Origin of the sequence: Ruegeria sp. Ofav3-42, from assembly GCF_022347725.1 — a bacterium.
Classification (GTDB): domain Bacteria; phylum Pseudomonadota; class Alphaproteobacteria; order Rhodobacterales; family Rhodobacteraceae; genus Ruegeria.
Genome location: NZ_JAKRGB010000007.1, coordinates 126,785 through 142,574 on the forward strand (window position 1 = coordinate 126,785; position 15,790 = coordinate 142,574).

The following is a 15,790-nucleotide window of genomic DNA, read 5'->3' on the forward strand; positions in this document are numbered from 1 at the left end:
GCGTTATAAGGGGTTTTGTTGTGCGCAAAGCCCCGGTATCAGGCGCGCTATGACGCAAACCTATACCATTACCCGCCTTGGCCATCAGGGCGACGGGATCTCCGATGGTCCTGTCTATGCGCCACGCACCCTTCCGGGTGAGGTGGTCTCCGGAACGCTGCTGGGCCAGTTCCTGAGTGATATCCGCGTCGAAACGCCCTCTGACCAACGGGTCAAAGCGCCTTGTCGTCATTATAAGTCGTGCGGCGGATGTCAGTTGCAGCACGCCGCAGACGATTTCGTCGCAGACTGGAAGGTCGAGGTGGTGCGCAACGCGCTGACTGCGCAAGGGCTTGAGGCTGATATGCGCCCGATCCATACGTCGCCGGAGCGGTCTCGGCGCAGGGCTACAATCGCCGTGCGGCGGACCAAGAAGGGTACTCTGGCTGGGTTCCATGGTCGTGCCTCGGACACGATCACCGAAATCCCCGATTGCCACCTGCTGGATCTCGCCCTGATTGCAGCCATTCCGGTGGCCGAAGCACTGGCCGTTCTGGGCGGCAGCCGCAAGGGTGTGCTGGCCGTGACGCTGACACTGTCCGAAGGTGGGCTGGACGTCGCCGTCAAAGGCGGCAAATCTTTGGACGGCCCGCTGGAATTGGCCTTGGCGCAGGCGACCGAGAAGCACGGTCTGGCCCGCCTCAGTTGGGATGGCGAAGTGATTGCCATGCGCCAGCCGCCGGTTCAGCGGTTCGGCGCTGCTGATGTCGTGCCGCCATCGGGCGCTTTCCTGCAGGCGACGAAGGACGGAGAACAGGCTCTATTACAGGCTGTTTCCGAGGCTACATCCGGTGCCAAACGCATCGTTGACCTGTTTGCCGGCTGCGGAACCTTCTCGCTGCCATTGGCTGAGACGGCCGAGGTTCACGCTGTCGAAGGCGAAGCGGCGATGACGCAGGCTCTGGATCAGGGGTGGCGCAGGGCCCAAGGCCTTAAACGGGTCACGACCGAGGCGCGCGATCTGTTCCGGCGCCCGTTGATGCCCGACGAGTTGAAGTCCTTTGACGCGGTTGTGATCGACCCGCCGCGCGCGGGGGCCGAGGCGCAGGTGGCCGAGCTGGCGCAGGCCTTGCGCCCGGTGATTGCCTATGTGTCCTGCAACCCGGTGACGTTCGCCCGCGACGCAAAAACCCTGGTTAACGCCGGGTACACCCTTGAATGGTTACAAGTCGTTGACCAATTTCGATGGTCGTCACACACCGAACTTGCCGCACGTTTCATCCTGAACCCAAAAACCTGACAGGAGACTACCCGAATGGGGATCACCCAACGCCTGCTGACCATTATCGAAGCGCCAGCTTTCGGGAAGTTCATTACCGGCGTCATCATCTTTAACGCGGTGCTTCTGGGGATGGAGACGTCGCCCACGTTGATGGAGGCTGTTGGGCCGCTGATCGTGACGCTGGACAGTCTTTGCCTGGCGATCTTTGTGGCCGAGATATTGATGAAACTGCTGGCATCCAGACGCAGTTTCTTCTCCAACGGCTGGAACGTTTTTGATTTCGTTATTGTCGGAATCGCGCTGGTCCCGGGTGGTTCGGGCCTGTCGGTGCTGCGCGCGTTGCGGATACTACGGGTGCTGCGGGTGATTTCGGTCGCGCCCCGCCTGCGCCGCGTGGTCGAAGGGTTCATCTCGGCCCTGCCGGGTATGGCCAGTGTGTTCCTGTTGATGGCAATCCTGTTTTATATCGGCGCGGTGATCTCGACCAAGTTGTTCTCGCAGACTTTTCCGGATTGGTTCGGTGATTTGGGTCTGTCGGCCTATACGCTATTCCAGATCATGACGCTGGAAAGCTGGTCGATGGGCATCGTGCGCCCGGTGATGGAGGTTTATCCCTACGCCTGGCTGTTCTTTGTCCCCTTTATCATGGTCACGACCTTTGCGGTTGTGAACCTTTTGGTGGGCCTGATCGTGAACTCTATGCAGGACGCGCACCACGCCGAGGATGAAGTCAGAACGGATGCCTATCGCGACGAGGTATTGGAACGGCTGGAGTCCATCGAGCGCCACCTGCTTGAGCGGTCACACATCAAAAAGTGATTTCAGTTTTCGCGTTTTCTGGCATAATACCGAAAAAAAGAGCAGCAGGCAGTGAACATGGATCGTCGAGCATTCGGATTGGGCGCAATGGCAACGCTGAGCCTCTCAGCTTGTGCATCAGCAGGCCCCAGATTTCTGGCTTATGATGGACCCGAGGTGACCTCTTTGGTCATCAACAAGGGCGCGCGGAAGATGTATCTTCTGCACAACGAACACATTCTCAAGGAATACAAAGTTGATCTTGGTTTTGCCCCGACCGGCACCAAGACCAAGCGCGGTGACGGGCGCACGCCCGAAGGCAGCTATCTGATTGACCGCCGCAACCCCAACAGCCGCTATCACCTGTCGCTTGGGATTTCATACCCGAACTCTCAGGATATTGCGCAGGCCAAGGCAGCGGGCATTGATCCTGGTGGTGACATTTTCATCCATGGACAGCCCAAAAAGCGGTCCGAGCGGAAGCGCGCCAAAAAGACTGCAGATTGGACTGCTGGCTGCATCGCCGTCAAAAACGACGAGATGGAAGAGATCTACGCGATGGTCAACAAAGGCACGCTGATCACTCTGCGTCCGTAAGCGGTTTCCAGTTTCCGAACCCGAATTGCATATAGTCACGCTGGTAGGCCTCAGTTGCCAGCGTTTCCAGTTTGTCGTCATAGATGTCGCCCAATGTGAACGGGACGTCCGGTTCGCTGACGACCGGCCTTGGTGGCTCCGTGTGCCCCATCCGGCGCGCCAGATCGGGTAGGGCTGTAAGGATCTCCTCTTCCCGTAGGATCAGATCAGGCAGGGCGAAGGCTGATATCCCCTCAAGTATCTGCGATTGGCTGCACCAGGACCCATCCACACGCACGGCGGTTTGCATGGCAAGGTTCTGGCGCAGGAATGTCAGGAACGCGGAAAATGCCTCGTAATGCTGTTCGACGGGGTAATTGCCTTGACGCAACTGTCCGGGAATTGGAACCTTCATCCGGTTGCGCAGGAAGTTTCGGATTTTCAGATACGCGCCAGGCCCGGTGCTAAGGATATGCGCGCAAAAGGCGTGGTGCGCGCGCGCCAGAGGGTGCCGCAAAACGGTGAACTTTCTGTGCCCGGCATTGGACTGCAACCAATGACGGGTCTGCTTTCTGTTCTGGTTGGTGATCAAATCCCGGGCGTCGACCGCGTCCAACGCTGCCATCCAGCTTGTCACAGATTTTTCCAAGCCACCACGCACCGGAAGATACATGAGCGGAGTCTTTGGTGCGGCAACGTAGTTCGCGACAATCGGACGTCGGCGAGGTTCGAAGTTCGGGGTACTGTGCAGGTTGAAACTGTCGATCTGAGACAGTGCCTGCTCCATCTCGTCCGGGTTCGTGACCTTCGACAAGGCCGGTTCCGGGTTTTGCGGCTTCAACGTGTCGTCAATCGCCGAAAGCCTACCGGACACGCCTAACCACGCGGCCAGACCGTTCAGAATGTCCAATTGGGTCAGATCGTCATAGGCGATGAAAAACGGCGATTGACCGCTTTTCTGCAAGCGCTGCGACAGTGTCAGATGGAACTCTTGTTGTCGGTTCAGGTATTTCACGAACCCTTCGGCATCGAACGCGACCTGCGCCTCGCGGCGGCGCTTTATGTTCTTCAGCTGCCACTGTTTCGTTTCCCGCGCGATTTTGAGCGAGACGTAACTGTCCAGCAGATTACGCGTCAGAATGATTTTGGCGCAGCGCGGATCATCCAAAACAGGCTCTAACACGCGTGGATCGTGGCCCTGAAAGAACCGAAATCCGTTCATTTCACCCGGTGCTTGCCGGATCGCCTGAAGCAGCGCGGTGGGATTTCGATCACGCTCTTCCAGCGAGATGCCCAGCAGACTATCGGATTTGAGCCGCCCGATGAAATGCGGGTTGAACGCCTCGCCAAAACAGGTGACGCCTTCGATCGCGTTCAGGTTAGCTTCAAGCAGGTTGGACCCGGTCCGCATGGCCGCAAGAATGATGAAATAGTCGAATTTGGCGGTCATAAAGGGTTACTGCACCAGATAGGGTTTCCGGTACGGCCGGACCCGGTTTGCAAACGCGTCATCCGTTGGAAAGTCTCCCATGAGATAGGGGTGCATACCCTGATTTTTGAGGTTTTGCAGGAACTGGCCGAACCCGGATAGGTCAACCATTTTGGGCGCTTCGGTCAGGTGGCTGTGGTGGGCGACGCCGGTTTCTTCGGCCACGGTTTGCAGAGGCTCGACCGGGGATTCGACGAAATCGGCCAAAGTCCATGTTCGAACACGTGCCTTTGTCCAGACCGACGACAGTATATCCAGCTGTTTGGTTTCGATCTGCTGAAGCCGGGCGGCCTCGGCCCGGATGTCGGCAAAGTTCATGTTCGACTGAAACAGCGGAATCGCCCAGGCTCCGGTAATGACCGAGATTTGCGCGTTCTTGTCCCGTGCAAGAAACCAGTTGATCTCTTGCGTGTCTGCGGGGCCGAATTGAAAACACTGGCGCTCGCCCCGAGTGTTCCAGATCAGGTTCGAAATGAAGGCAGTTGGATTGTAGTCCCGAAGTTTCGCGCAATCGCTGAGGCCACCGTTGGTGACAGTCTCACCCCCGGCGAATTCGGCGCGTTCCGGGCCAAAAAGATGTCCGTGGACTCGTGTGCCCGTGACGTTTGCCAGCCAGGGTTCGAAATCCTCGAACAACTCGGTGAAACCCTGAAAAACCGAGTACGTGGCAGATGTCAGACCGTTTTCGTTCCCGTGACGGGGAAAACGACTTTGCATATACAGCCCGTCGCGGCCGCGCGTTCGCCGCTCAACCGCTTTTGAGAAGACCCGGTCAATCTTGCTAGGGTTGGGTTCGGCAGGCTTCATGGCTCCGGCCTGGTCGGTCAGAAAGGCCTGATACAGGCGATCCGCGTTGGGCCAGACTTTGCGGGCCACGAAACAGTCGGACCTGCGCAACAACTGCAGGTGATCGTCATAAAAGATATGCGGGCGACCTTGATAGTCGAACTTCGACAAGGTCAGCGACCGGCTTTCGATATGGGTAGAGTACAGACGGGCCAGCGTCTGGAAATAGCTCTCGTCGGGGATCCAGACTCGTCGGAAGTACCGATCATAAGCCTTGCGCCTCGGGTCCTGCAAGATGGCCGAAAGGGTTTGTCGTGTCAGACACCACCACTGGCTGCCCATATGCGGCATCAGCCCTTCGGGAATGCGGCGGCGAATGCGCAATGCGCGCTGCAGTTTCACATAGGCATCGAACAGCTTGCGGTTCTTGCGCCACGAAAAGGGAAACCGCAGGGTGAAGCGTTCCTGATCCAGCCCGCCAATGGTCCAGCTGACATCGGCGGTTGTGGCGCTTTCGATGAAATCCACACGCGGCCGATCCAAGAGGTAGTTGATCAACTCATCCACCGGTCGCAAAGGTAGGCAGGCCCCCGAAGACAGGAAAACATGGCGCACATCAGGAAAGGCCTCGAGCATCAGCTCGGCCGCGGATTGCGAGGCTGCGACAATTCCCCAGCCACCCCAGTCACAGACATGGCGGTGGGAAAACCGGATCAGCGGGTCATCCGAACATGCGGCAATGAAGTCGGTATAAACCTCTTTCGGGACTTTGCGATCCACGTGGATCACCACCGGGCAACCCGATGCCGTCCAGTGGCGCGCAACTTGCCCGGCCCGGTTTAGCGCAGTGTGCACCAGCATGACGACGCCCAGACTGCTCACGCCCAGTTTCCTTTCGACATGAGACCCAGAATCTCAAGCTGTCGCCAATTGATGTAGGCTTCGGACTTGTCGCACCAAAACACCGGGTTTTGCCCCAGCTGTTCCGCGTAGGCGCGGTATTCGCCCGAGCCGCGATAATGCTGGCCGCGCTGCAATTCCTCGCTTGCCTTTTCGCTCAGGGTGCTGATGAGCTTGGCGTGCAACAGGGCGCCGCTGGTCTTTTCGCCACCCCATTCATCATAAACCTGGTTCAATCCGCGTGGCAGAAGGGAATGTGTCGAGCTGACATAGACATAGCGCCGATCCCATTTCACCAATGGAATTTTGTTCAGAGCCGGTGCTTTGGCCGGAGTGTCTTTGAAAAACACCCGCGCGCGCGGTCCGCCCTGAATCCAGAGGTTTCCATACGTTGGATTTTTGGTGATCGTATAGTTGCCGGCATCAAACCAGTTGGCGATTTCGAAGGGGTTCTGCCCCTCGGTATAGGTTGCGTCTGCAACGGGACCTTCGGGATACATGTCGATCAGCATCGCGCTGAAGCTGCGCACTGCGCACCCATCCAACCAATCGGTCAGTGCGCGGATGGGTCGTGTGTCGCAGAAGGGGTAGATAAAGAACTCGTCGGGATCGACGGTCAGGACCCAGTGACCGTGGGCATACTTGCGAAGCAGGTAATTCGACCAGTCGACTCCAAAAGAAGCGCGCTTGTAGCTTGCATCGGCCCGCCAGACCGAGACGTCGGGTTGATCCGCCAGATACTCAAGCGAGCCGTCATCGCTGGCATTGTCGACAAACAGAAAATGATTGATGCCAAGCTTGCGGTAGTAGTCCAGAAAATACGAGAGGCGGATTTTCTCGTTCCGCATTACGCAGACCAGCAGGACATCCCGGCGTTGTATAGCGTTGGTTTTCACGGAAACCGGTTTCAATTCCCGCCGTTTTCGCAGGCACCGCAGAACACGGCGCTTGCGCCGCAATCTCATCCGATATGAATCCAATAGGCCCACGCGACTGCCCAACCTTTTTACCTACGCGAGCAAACCCGGAGCCTGAACAAGCCAGTTTGGTGCCGGGTAATTGCCGTTTTATGCCATTTTTGCATCTTTCGAAGCAACGGATTTAAAAACAGTTAGTTCGAGTTGTGGCTTTCCCAAATGATCTCGCCCATCAGTCCCAGCTGCTGCAGTTGCCTCCAGTCCGTGTACTTTTTGGATTTTGGGGTCCACATGACGGGACGATTGATGATTTCATTATAGTACCCCGCGAATTGATCCGGGTCGTGAAAGTGCTGGCGTCTCTCTTTTTCCACCCTCGATTTTTCAATAACTTCGGGCAGAAATTTCGTATGCAGCAGAACGCCTGATGGGGACGGATCGCCGGGGCCGTCATAGGCAGCGTTCAGTCGGCGCGGCAATGCGGAATGGCATGAGTTCACATAGGCATAGCGTTTCGACCACCGGACCAGCGGGATCTTGTTCAGCGTCGGGGAGTGGCGCGGGTTGTCCTTGAAAAACATCCGCTCGCGCGCGCCGCCCTGCACCCAAAGGTTGCCCAACGGGGCTTGCCGTTGCGCGCGGTAGGGGCCGGTATCGAGCCAGCTTGCCACTTCGGTCGGGTCAGTCTCCGGGTCATAGCTCTGGGAACCCAGTGGTCCCTTGGGATATAGGTCCAGCATCAGCGCTCCGAACGCAGCACGTCCCTGATTTTCCAGCCAATTGGTCAGATCTTTCAGGGAGCGGGTGTCGTGATCAGGGTAGATCAGTAGTTCGTCCGCATCCACCATCAGGGTCCAGTGGCCATGCCCGTAGCGCATCTGCAGCCAAGTCAGCCAATCCAACCCATAGCGCGATGCACGGTAGCTGTCATGGGTCTGCCACAGTGACACGTCTGGTTGCTCTGCCAGATAGTCAGCCGAACCGTCATTGCTGCCGTTATCAACGATAAAAAAGTGGTCAACCCCCAACGCGCGATAGTGGCGGAGGTACCAGGGCAAGCGTTCGATCTCGTTGCGCAGCGTGGTAAAGGTCAGAACGTCAGCGGGGCCGAATTGTAACGTGCGGTCGGCAAGGCACGACAGTTGATGGCGGCTGCGAAATGACCGCCACAACAGCCGTCGTCGTTTCAGCCGAAACCGGTACCTTTGCACCCATCCGATGGGCGGAAGCGTATCTTCGCTGGTTCCGGTCACGCAAATCTTATCTTTCGTAGTGACCGTTCTGATGCCAGCGCCATGCGTCGGCAATCATAGTCTCTAACGTTGACCTTTTCGGCGTCCAGCCCAGCTCTTGACCGGCGCGGGAAGAGCCGGACACCAGCTTGGTGCAATCACCAGCCCGACGCGGCCCGATTGAATAGGGCACTTCGCGGTTGGTGACGGCTTTGGAGTGGCTGATCACCTCCATCACCGAGAAACCCGATCCGGTGCCCAGGTTGAAAACGCGGCTGCCTTTGTCCTGCTCCAACCAGTTCAACCCCAGCACATGGGCGTCGACCAAATCGCAGACATGCACATAATCGCGGATGCAGGTGCCATCCGGTGTGTCATAGTCCGTGCCGAACACGGTCAGCCCGTCGCGCTTGCCGTCGATTGCGTCCAACATCAGCGGCACGAGGTGTGTTTCCGGGCGGTGGAACTCACCCACTTCACCGTCCGGGTCGGCGCCTGCAACGTTGAAATAACGGAAAATAACGTGGTTCAGGCCATGCGATGCCTGAAAATCACGCAGGATGTCCTCGATTGCGCGTTTCGAGGCACCGTAGGCGTTCAGCGGCGATTGCGGCGTGTCTTCATCCAGCACCACATTGTCTTGATCGCCATAGGTGGCGCAGGTGGACGAAAAGACGAAGTTCAGACATCCGGCGGCCACGGCGGCTTCGATTAGCGTCAGCGAACCGGTTACGTTGTTGGACCAGTATTTTCCGGGCTCGGACATTGCCTCGCCCACTTGGCTGAGGGCCGCAAAATGCATCACCGCTGCTGGCTTATACTTGGCAAAAACCTCGTCCAACCGCGCCCGATCCCGCAGATCGCCCTGTTCGAACGGCCCGAATTTCACCGCGTCCTGCCAACCAGTAACAAGGTTGTCAAAAGTTACGGGCGTGTATCCGGCCTGAGATAACGCTTTGCAAGCATGAGATCCGATATACCCAGCGCCGCCGGTAACGAGAATACTTGCCATATTACGTTCCAAATTTCAGTACCGCGCCCACCTAGCCGTAGGCGCAATGGAATTCCATGGGGAAAATTGGTTAATCCAACCCCATCGCGGCCATCATCTCTTCCAGCTTCGGCACGTCCTGCGGGTTGTTCAATTCCCAGAACTGGCGACCTTTTGCCTCGACCTCAACGCACAGAACCTTGCGGCCGTTTTCCATGAACCGCAGCTGTTCCAGCCCTTCAAGTTGCTCCAGCGGTCCAACGGGCCATGTGGGATAGGCGGCAAGGGCATCGGGGCGATAGGCGTATACGCCGACATGGTGAAACACCGGCGTTGCCTCATCACCCACAAAGGTCTGAGCGGTGAAGGGGACAACCTCTTTCGAGAAATACATTGCGCTGTGATCGGTCGCGAATACGGCTGTTGTGCCGCCAACGCGCCCATGTTTGCGGTCATTCAGCAAGCTGTTCAACGCGTCCCCGTCGCAGCGCAGAACAGGTGTCGCCACCCCGGCTTCGGGGGCTGCGCGCAATCCCGCGATCAGGTCTTCGACAAACCAGTGCGGCGTCAACGGCGCGTCGCCCTGCAGGTTCACGACGATCTCATAGCCCGTGCCCAGAGCCTTGTGTGCCTCGGCGCAGCGCTCGGTACCATTGCCGCAGGTTTCGGATGTCATCACGACCTCTGCGCCGAAACCCTCGGACACTTCGCGGATGCGGTCGTCATCGGTAGCGACAACAACCCGATCAACGCCCGACACGGAACATGCCGCGCGCCAGGAGCGTTCGATCAGGGTCATGGCGTTGCCATTTGCCCCTGTCAGCGGAACCAATGGCTTTCCGGGATAGCGGGTCGAGGCATAACGGGCGGGGATGGCAATCAGTACGGACATCAGGCCTCCTTCAAGTCTACGCCCGGAGCGTAGGCGATAAAGAACGGGTTTGCATAGCCGTCCTTGCCGTAGGTCAGGGGCGTGTGGTCATCAAAACGCACAACCCTGCCGCCCGCGCCCGCCAGAACGGCGTGTCCTGCGGCCGTGTCCCATTCCATGGTGCGCCCGACGCGGGGATAGAGGTCTGCCTCGCCGGTTGCGACCAGACAGAACTTCAGGGAAGAGCCCGCGCTTTTGCTGTCCTTCACCTGATACTTGTTGATGTAATCCTCGGTTGCCTGATCACGATGCGATTTAGATGCAACGATCAAAAGCGCCGAATTTTCCGGTTTAGACACTGCTATCGGGGTCACATCCCCTGCCTGAGCCTTGTCCAGTGCGCCGGTTTCCTCAACCGATTGACCATCGGCCTGCGTGTAGAAAATGCGTCCCTTTGCTGGCGCATAAACCACGCCGCGGGTCGGAACGCCGTTTTCCACCAGCGCGATGTTAACCGTGAAATCGCCGCGCCGGTTGATAAACTCTTTGGTCCCATCCAAAGGGTCAACGATCAGGAATGTGTCACCCTTTTCAGAGTGCGATGCCGCCTGTTCTTCGGTCACCAGCAAGATGTCGGGGAATGCCTCACGCAAACCGGCCGAGATCAGTACATCTGCAGCCTCATCCGCTTCGGTCACGGGGCTGGCGTCAGATTTGACTTTGACGTCGAAGTCATCCGCCTCGTAGATCTGCATGATCGTATCCCCGGCTTCCAGCGCCAGACGTCTGATTACGGGAATAAGGGCGTCATAGGTCACAAAAATGCTCCGTTCCTGTGGTTTGTTGATCGAAATCCCTGAGGGCCTTATGATGTGCCGGTTACGGAACGGCAAGAATTTCGTGGCAGTTTGCAGGTAATTCAGCAGGAAAGAGTGCGCCGGTGTTTTATTTTAAACGAAATCAGACGCTTTTAGGCGGCGCTTTCACCTTTTCTGAGCTGGTGTTCCACGCCGTTGTCCGAGGCGTTCGATCGGGGCATTCCAATGCCGTGCTGGCCATAATTATGAACATCGTTCAGATTCTCGCGCTTGTGACGGTATTCTATCTGATCATGTCGATGCTGGGGACGCGGGTCGCCAAAATCCGGGGTGAGTTCATTCTGTTTTTGCTGTCCGGCGTTTTTTTGTTCATGACGCATATCAAATCGGTCGGTTCGGTCGGCGGTGTCGGCACAGGGAACAACCCGATGATGTTGCATTCACCGATGAACATGATGGTGTCGCTGCTGTCGACCGCATTCGGCACGCTATACACACAGGTCATGTCCATACTTATAATTCTGTTCGGATACAGTGTTGCTGTTGCGCCGTTGGAAATCCAGGACCCGGGCGGCGCGTTTTATATGCTGATCCTGGCTTGGTTTACGGGCTGTGCCGTCGGTGTTGTGTTCATGGCAATCAAGCCATGGTTTCCCAGTACATCCAGCATTCTAAGCAATGTTTACAGACGCCTGAACATGATCTTCTCGGGTAAAATGTTTGTCGGGAACGCGCTGGGGGGATTCATGCTGAGTTGCTTTGCCTGGAATCCGCTGTTTCACGTGATCGACCAGTGCCGCGGTTTTGTCTTCCGAAACTATTTCCCGCGCAACACCAGTTGGGAATATGCGATCTGGGTCGGTGTAGCGCTGCTGATGGTCGGTCTTCTTGGCATTTTCTACACCCGGCAACATGTCTCGGCCAGTTGGGGCGCGCGCCGTTAACTGGCCACGCGTAGTGTCAGGTTGATCCGCCCGCCTTTTGGCAGCAGTTTTGAGGACCCGAACCGGATCCGGTCCACCCCGTGATAGGTCAGGCGGGCAGGGCCGCCCATGACCACGACGTCTCCTGAGTTCAGCCAAATGGATTCCGTCTTGCCGCCGCGAGACGTGTTGCCGATGCGGAAAAGCGCGTCGTCGCCCAGTGATATCGACAGCACCGGCCACGAAAAGTCGGCTTCGTCCTTGTCCTGATGCAGGCCCATTCGAGCGCCTTCGCCATAGTAATTGATCAGACAGCAATCGGGGTCCCGCTCGGTGCTGGCGAGATCGCGCCAGATATCCAGTATGGGATCGGGGATCGAGGGCCATCCCATCCCCTTTGGGTGTTGCGGCTGATATCGATAGCCAGCCTTGTCCGTGACCCAGCCAAGCGCTCCGGCCGAGGTCATGCGCACTGACATTTCCTTGCCCGACGGCATCACCGGCCGGAACAAGGGCGCTGACTTCAGAATCGGGCGCAACACTTCAATCAGCTGGGCCTGCGCCGCGCTATCCAGATAGGCTTTTCTGATTTCAAAACCGCGCAAGAGCAGCCGCGCCATTCAAGATTCCCCAATCCTTGCCAAAACCTTGCCAAAAAAGGCCACAGATTCGCGAAAACCTGCCTTTTACACCGCTTGCAGGCTATTCGTCTGGCCCTTATATACGCCGGGACGCGCGATGGTGTAGGGCTGTTCGCGCAAACCAGATCGGGGCCGGGTGCCATAACGGGTCCGCACCCCGGACATCGCCTTGAAGAGAAAGGGATTGAACATATGGGAAAAGTAATCGGTATTGACCTCGGGACCACCAACTCGTGTGTGGCCATCATGGACGGCTCGCAGCCGAAGGTCATCGAAAACGCAGAAGGGGCGCGGACCACGCCCTCGATCGTCGCCTTCACCGAAGATGAGCGACTGGTCGGTCAGCCTGCAAAACGTCAGGCGGTCACCAACCCCGACAACACGATCTTTGGCGTCAAGCGTCTGATCGGTCGTCGTGTGGATGATGCAGAAGTCGAAAAAGATAAGAAAATGGTGCCGTACGCTATCGTTGATGGCGGCAATGGCGATGCGTGGGTGGAAGCCCGCGGTGAAAAGTACTCCCCAAGCCAGATCTCGGCCTTCACTCTGGGTAAGATGAAGGAAACCGCTGAGAGCTATCTGGGTGAGGAAGTCACGCAGGCGGTCATCACCGTTCCGGCATATTTCAACGACGCACAGCGTCAGGCCACCAAAGACGCCGGCAAGATCGCCGGTCTGGAAGTGCTGCGGATCATCAACGAACCGACAGCGGCTGCTCTGGCCTATGGTCTGGACAAGGAAGAAACCCAAACCATCGCGGTATATGACCTTGGTGGCGGCACCTTCGATGTGACCATTCTGGAAATCGACGACGGCCTGTTCGAGGTTAAGTCGACCAACGGCGACACCTTCCTGGGTGGTGAAGACTTTGACATGCGCATCGTCAACTACCTGGCGGATGAGTTCAAAAAGGAACACGGTGTCGATCTGTCCCAGGACAAGATGGCCCTGCAGCGTCTGAAAGAAGCCGCTGAAAAAGCCAAGATCGAGCTGTCTTCGACCTCGCAGACTGAAATCAACCAGCCGTTCATCTCGATGGGTTCGAACGGTCAGCCGCTGCATATGGTCATGAAACTGACCCGTGCCAAGCTGGAATCGCTGGTTGGCGACCTGATCAAGAAGTCGATGAAGCCCTGCGCGGCCGCTCTGAAAGACGCGGGCCTGTCGGCTGCTGACGTGGATGAGGTTGTTCTGGTTGGTGGTATGACCCGGATGCCGAAAGTGATCGAAGAGGTCACCAAATTCTTCGGTAAAGAGCCGCACAAAGGTGTGAACCCGGACGAGGTTGTTGCCATGGGCGCGGCCATTCAGGCCGGTGTTCTGCAGGGCGATGTCAAAGACGTGGTTCTGCTGGACGTGACACCGCTGTCGCTGGGCATCGAAACGCTGGGTGGCGTGTTCACCCGTCTGATCGACCGCAACACCACGATCCCGACCAAGAAGTCTCAGGTCTTCTCGACAGCCGAAGACAACCAGAACGCCGTAACCATCCGCGTGTTCCAGGGTGAGCGTGAAATGGCTTCGGACAACAAGATCCTAGGTCAGTTCAACCTTGAAGATATCCCGCCCGCGCCACGCGGCATGCCTCAGATCGAGGTGACTTTTGACATTGATGCCAACGGCATTGTCTCGGTTTCGGCCAAAGACAAAGGCACTGGCAAAGAGCAGAAGATCACCATCCAGGCATCGGGCGGTCTGTCCGACGAAGACATCGATAAGATGGTCAAGGACGCAGAAGAGAACGCGGAAGCCGACAAGGAACGCCGCGAGCTGGTCGACGCCAAGAACCAGGCGGAAAGCCTCATCCACTCGACCGAGAAGTCGATGGAAGAGCATGCCGACAAGGTTGACCCGACCACCATCGAAGCTATCGAACTGGCGATCGCCGCGCTGAAGGACGAGCTGGAAACTGAAAACGCCGACAAGATCAAGTCGGGCATCCAGAACGTCACCGAAGCCGCGATGAAGCTGGGTGAAGCGATCTACAAGGCGCAGTCGGAAGAGGCCGAAGACGAGCCTGCTGCGGCAGATGCTGCTCCGGCCGGTGATGACGATATCGTCGATGCCGAGTTCGAAGATCTTGACGACGACAAGCGTAAGTAACGGGTAACCGGGCCAATTCGGGCCGGTCCGGTTGCCGGGCCGGCCCGATTACGTTGAGGCAGAAGGAAAAACTGATGTCAAAACGCGACTACTATGATGTGCTCGGCGTGTCCAAGGGCGCATCAGCGGACGAGATCAAGAAGGGTTTTCGTAAGAAAGCCAAAGAGTTGCATCCCGACCGCAACAAGGACAACCCGGATTCCGAGGCTCAGTTCAAGGAAGCGAACGAAGCCTATGACGTGCTGCGCGATGCCGACAAAAAGGCCGCGTATGACCGCTTTGGTCATGCCGCATTCGAAAATGGCATGGGGGGCGGTGGCCGCCCCGGTGGCGGTTTCGGCGGTCAGGGCGATTTTTCCAGCGCGTTCTCGGATGTCTTCGACGATCTGTTCGGCGATTTCATGGGTGGTCAACGCGGTGGCGCCGGCGGCGGTCGTCGCGCTGCGCGCGGGTCGGACCTGCGCTATAATCTGCGCGTAACGCTGGAAGAGGCGTTTTCGGGCCTGCAAAAAACGATCACTGTTCCCGCCGCTGTGGCATGTTCAGCCTGTGACGGCTCGGGCGCGGAAGGCGGTGTCGAGCCCACAACCTGCCCGACATGTTCCGGTATGGGTAAGGTGCGCGCGCAGCAAGGATTTTTCACGGTCGAACGATCGTGCCCGACCTGTAACGGTCTTGGGCAGATTATCAAGAATCCCTGTAAATCCTGCGGTGGCGCCGGGCGGGTCGAAAAAGAACGCGCACTGTCCGTCAACATCCCTGCCGGTGTCGAAACCGGCACCCGCATCCGTCTTGCGGGCGAGGGTGAGGCCGGGATGCGTGGTGGTCCTCCGGGCGATCTGTACATTTTCGTAGAAGTTTCGGACCACAAGTTGTTCGAGCGTGACAGCGTGAACCTGTATTGCCGCGTGCCGGTCAGCATGGGCAAGGCCGCGCTGGGCGGATCGATCGAAGTGCCTACTATCGACGGTGGCCGTGGTCGGGTTCAAATCCCGGCTGGCAGCCAATCTGGTCGCCAAATGCGGTTGCGTGGCAAAGGCATGCCAGCCCTGCGCGGCGGTGGTGTAGGTGACATGTTCATCGAACTGGCGGTGGAAACACCGGTCAACCTGACCAGCCGACAGAAAGAACTGCTGCGCGAGTTTGATGATCTGGGTGAAGATAACCACCCGGAATCAAAAAGCTTTTTCTCGTCCGTCAAATCCTTCTGGGACGGCATGAAAGGCTAAGTGCCCCGATAATCTACACGCAAAAGGCCGGTCCCAAGGGACCGGCCTTTTTTGAGTCCAGTTTGGCCAACGTTACACTCGAAATTGGCCCTTGATTCCACCCGCAACCCCTGAGAATGTCGGCCCAACCGTTGGGGTGCCCTGCTTGGGGGCTGAGAGGCGTGACTGCGCTAACCCATCGAACCTGATCCGGGCAATACCGGCGTAGGGAACGGTCTCACAGTGCTTAGACGTTTTCCATGCCGTTGCCCATTA

General features: G+C 57.7%; 14 protein-coding genes and 1 riboswitch. Of the genes, 6 read left to right on the forward strand and 8 right to left on the reverse strand.

Annotated features, from left to right (window positions below):
• The first annotated feature begins 49 nt into the window (after positions 1-49).
• From MHN28_RS12285 to MHN28_RS12295, 3 genes are read left to right on the forward strand one after another with little or no spacing between them, the layout of a single operon-like run.
• Entirely contained in the window at positions 50-1,279 is a 1,230-nt protein-coding gene (locus tag MHN28_RS12285) for a class I SAM-dependent RNA methyltransferase (RefSeq protein WP_239339821.1), read from the forward strand.
• A gap of 15 nt (positions 1,280-1,294) precedes the next feature.
• On the forward strand, positions 1,295-2,080 hold the full coding sequence (locus MHN28_RS12290) for an ion transporter (RefSeq protein WP_239339830.1): 786 nt from the start codon (positions 1,295-1,297) through the stop codon (positions 2,078-2,080).
• 57 nt (positions 2,081-2,137) lie between these two features.
• Positions 2,138-2,656 (forward strand): murein L,D-transpeptidase family protein, encoded by a 519-nt coding sequence (locus MHN28_RS12295; protein ID WP_239339841.1) that lies wholly within the window; start codon positions 2,138-2,140, stop codon positions 2,654-2,656.
• Here the strand turns inward: MHN28_RS12295 and MHN28_RS12300 are convergent.
• The 7 genes from MHN28_RS12300 to cysQ all read right to left on the reverse strand — a co-directional run bounded on the left by MHN28_RS12300 (position 2,640) and on the right by cysQ (position 10,639).
• Positions 2,640-4,085, reverse strand: coding sequence for a nodulation protein NodH (locus tag MHN28_RS12300; protein WP_239339843.1), 1,446 nt, complete (start codon positions 4,083-4,085; stop codon positions 2,640-2,642). The two genes, MHN28_RS12295 and MHN28_RS12300, sit on opposite strands and share 17 nt — an antisense overlap.
• Before the next feature lie 6 nt (positions 4,086-4,091).
• Positions 4,092-5,792, reverse strand: a complete 1,701-nt coding sequence (locus MHN28_RS12305; protein ID WP_239339846.1) for a beta-1,6-N-acetylglucosaminyltransferase — start codon at positions 5,790-5,792, stop codon at positions 4,092-4,094.
• Entirely contained in the window at positions 5,789-6,775 is a 987-nt protein-coding gene (locus MHN28_RS12310) for a glycosyltransferase family 2 protein (RefSeq protein WP_239339850.1), read from the reverse strand. Before MHN28_RS12310 ends, MHN28_RS12305 begins: the two co-directional genes overlap by 4 nt.
• A gap of 146 nt (positions 6,776-6,921) precedes the next feature.
• The gene (locus MHN28_RS12315) at positions 6,922-7,980 is read right to left on the reverse strand and encodes a glycosyltransferase family 2 protein (protein ID WP_239339853.1); all 1,059 of its coding nucleotides are present in this window, start codon (positions 7,978-7,980) and stop codon (positions 6,922-6,924) included.
• Between the two features lie 7 nt (positions 7,981-7,987).
• Positions 7,988-8,971: a UDP-glucose 4-epimerase GalE gene (galE, locus tag MHN28_RS12320; RefSeq protein ID WP_239339863.1), complete on the reverse strand. Its 984-nt coding sequence runs from the start codon at positions 8,969-8,971 to the stop codon at positions 7,988-7,990.
• 70 nt (positions 8,972-9,041) lie between these two features.
• Entirely contained in the window at positions 9,042-9,842 is an 801-nt protein-coding gene (locus tag MHN28_RS12325; RefSeq protein WP_239339865.1) for a 3-deoxy-manno-octulosonate cytidylyltransferase, read from the reverse strand.
• Complete coding sequence (cysQ, locus tag MHN28_RS12330; RefSeq protein WP_239339868.1) at positions 9,842-10,639, reverse strand: 3'(2'),5'-bisphosphate nucleotidase CysQ; 798 nt, start codon at positions 10,637-10,639, stop codon at positions 9,842-9,844. Before cysQ ends, MHN28_RS12325 begins: the two co-directional genes overlap by 1 nt.
• A gap of 122 nt (positions 10,640-10,761) precedes the next feature.
• On the opposite strand from cysQ, the gene MHN28_RS12335 reads away from it, so the two are divergent.
• Positions 10,762-11,583 carry an ABC transporter permease gene (locus MHN28_RS12335; RefSeq protein ID WP_239339871.1) on the forward strand — a complete coding sequence of 274 codons (822 nt, stop codon included), beginning with the start codon at positions 10,762-10,764 and terminating at the stop codon, positions 11,581-11,583.
• Here MHN28_RS12335 and MHN28_RS12340 read toward each other — a convergent pair.
• Positions 11,580-12,182, reverse strand: a complete 603-nt coding sequence (locus MHN28_RS12340) for an alpha-ketoglutarate-dependent dioxygenase AlkB (RefSeq protein ID WP_239339874.1) — start codon at positions 12,180-12,182, stop codon at positions 11,580-11,582. The two genes, MHN28_RS12335 and MHN28_RS12340, sit on opposite strands and share 4 nt — an antisense overlap.
• 213 nt (positions 12,183-12,395) lie before the next feature.
• Here MHN28_RS12340 and dnaK point away from each other — a divergent pair, with 213 nt between their 5' ends.
• Both dnaK and dnaJ read left to right on the forward strand, forming a co-directional pair.
• The gene (dnaK, locus tag MHN28_RS12345) at positions 12,396-14,306 is read left to right on the forward strand and encodes a molecular chaperone DnaK (protein ID WP_239339877.1); all 1,911 of its coding nucleotides are present in this window, start codon (positions 12,396-12,398) and stop codon (positions 14,304-14,306) included.
• Between the two features lie 74 nt (positions 14,307-14,380).
• Complete coding sequence (gene dnaJ / locus MHN28_RS12350; protein WP_239339879.1) at positions 14,381-15,535, forward strand: molecular chaperone DnaJ; 1,155 nt, start codon at positions 14,381-14,383, stop codon at positions 15,533-15,535.
• A 122-nt stretch (positions 15,536-15,657) separates the two neighbouring features.
• Positions 15,658-15,763: riboswitch (TPP riboswitch) on the forward strand.
• Positions 15,764-15,790: the final 27 nt, after the last annotated feature.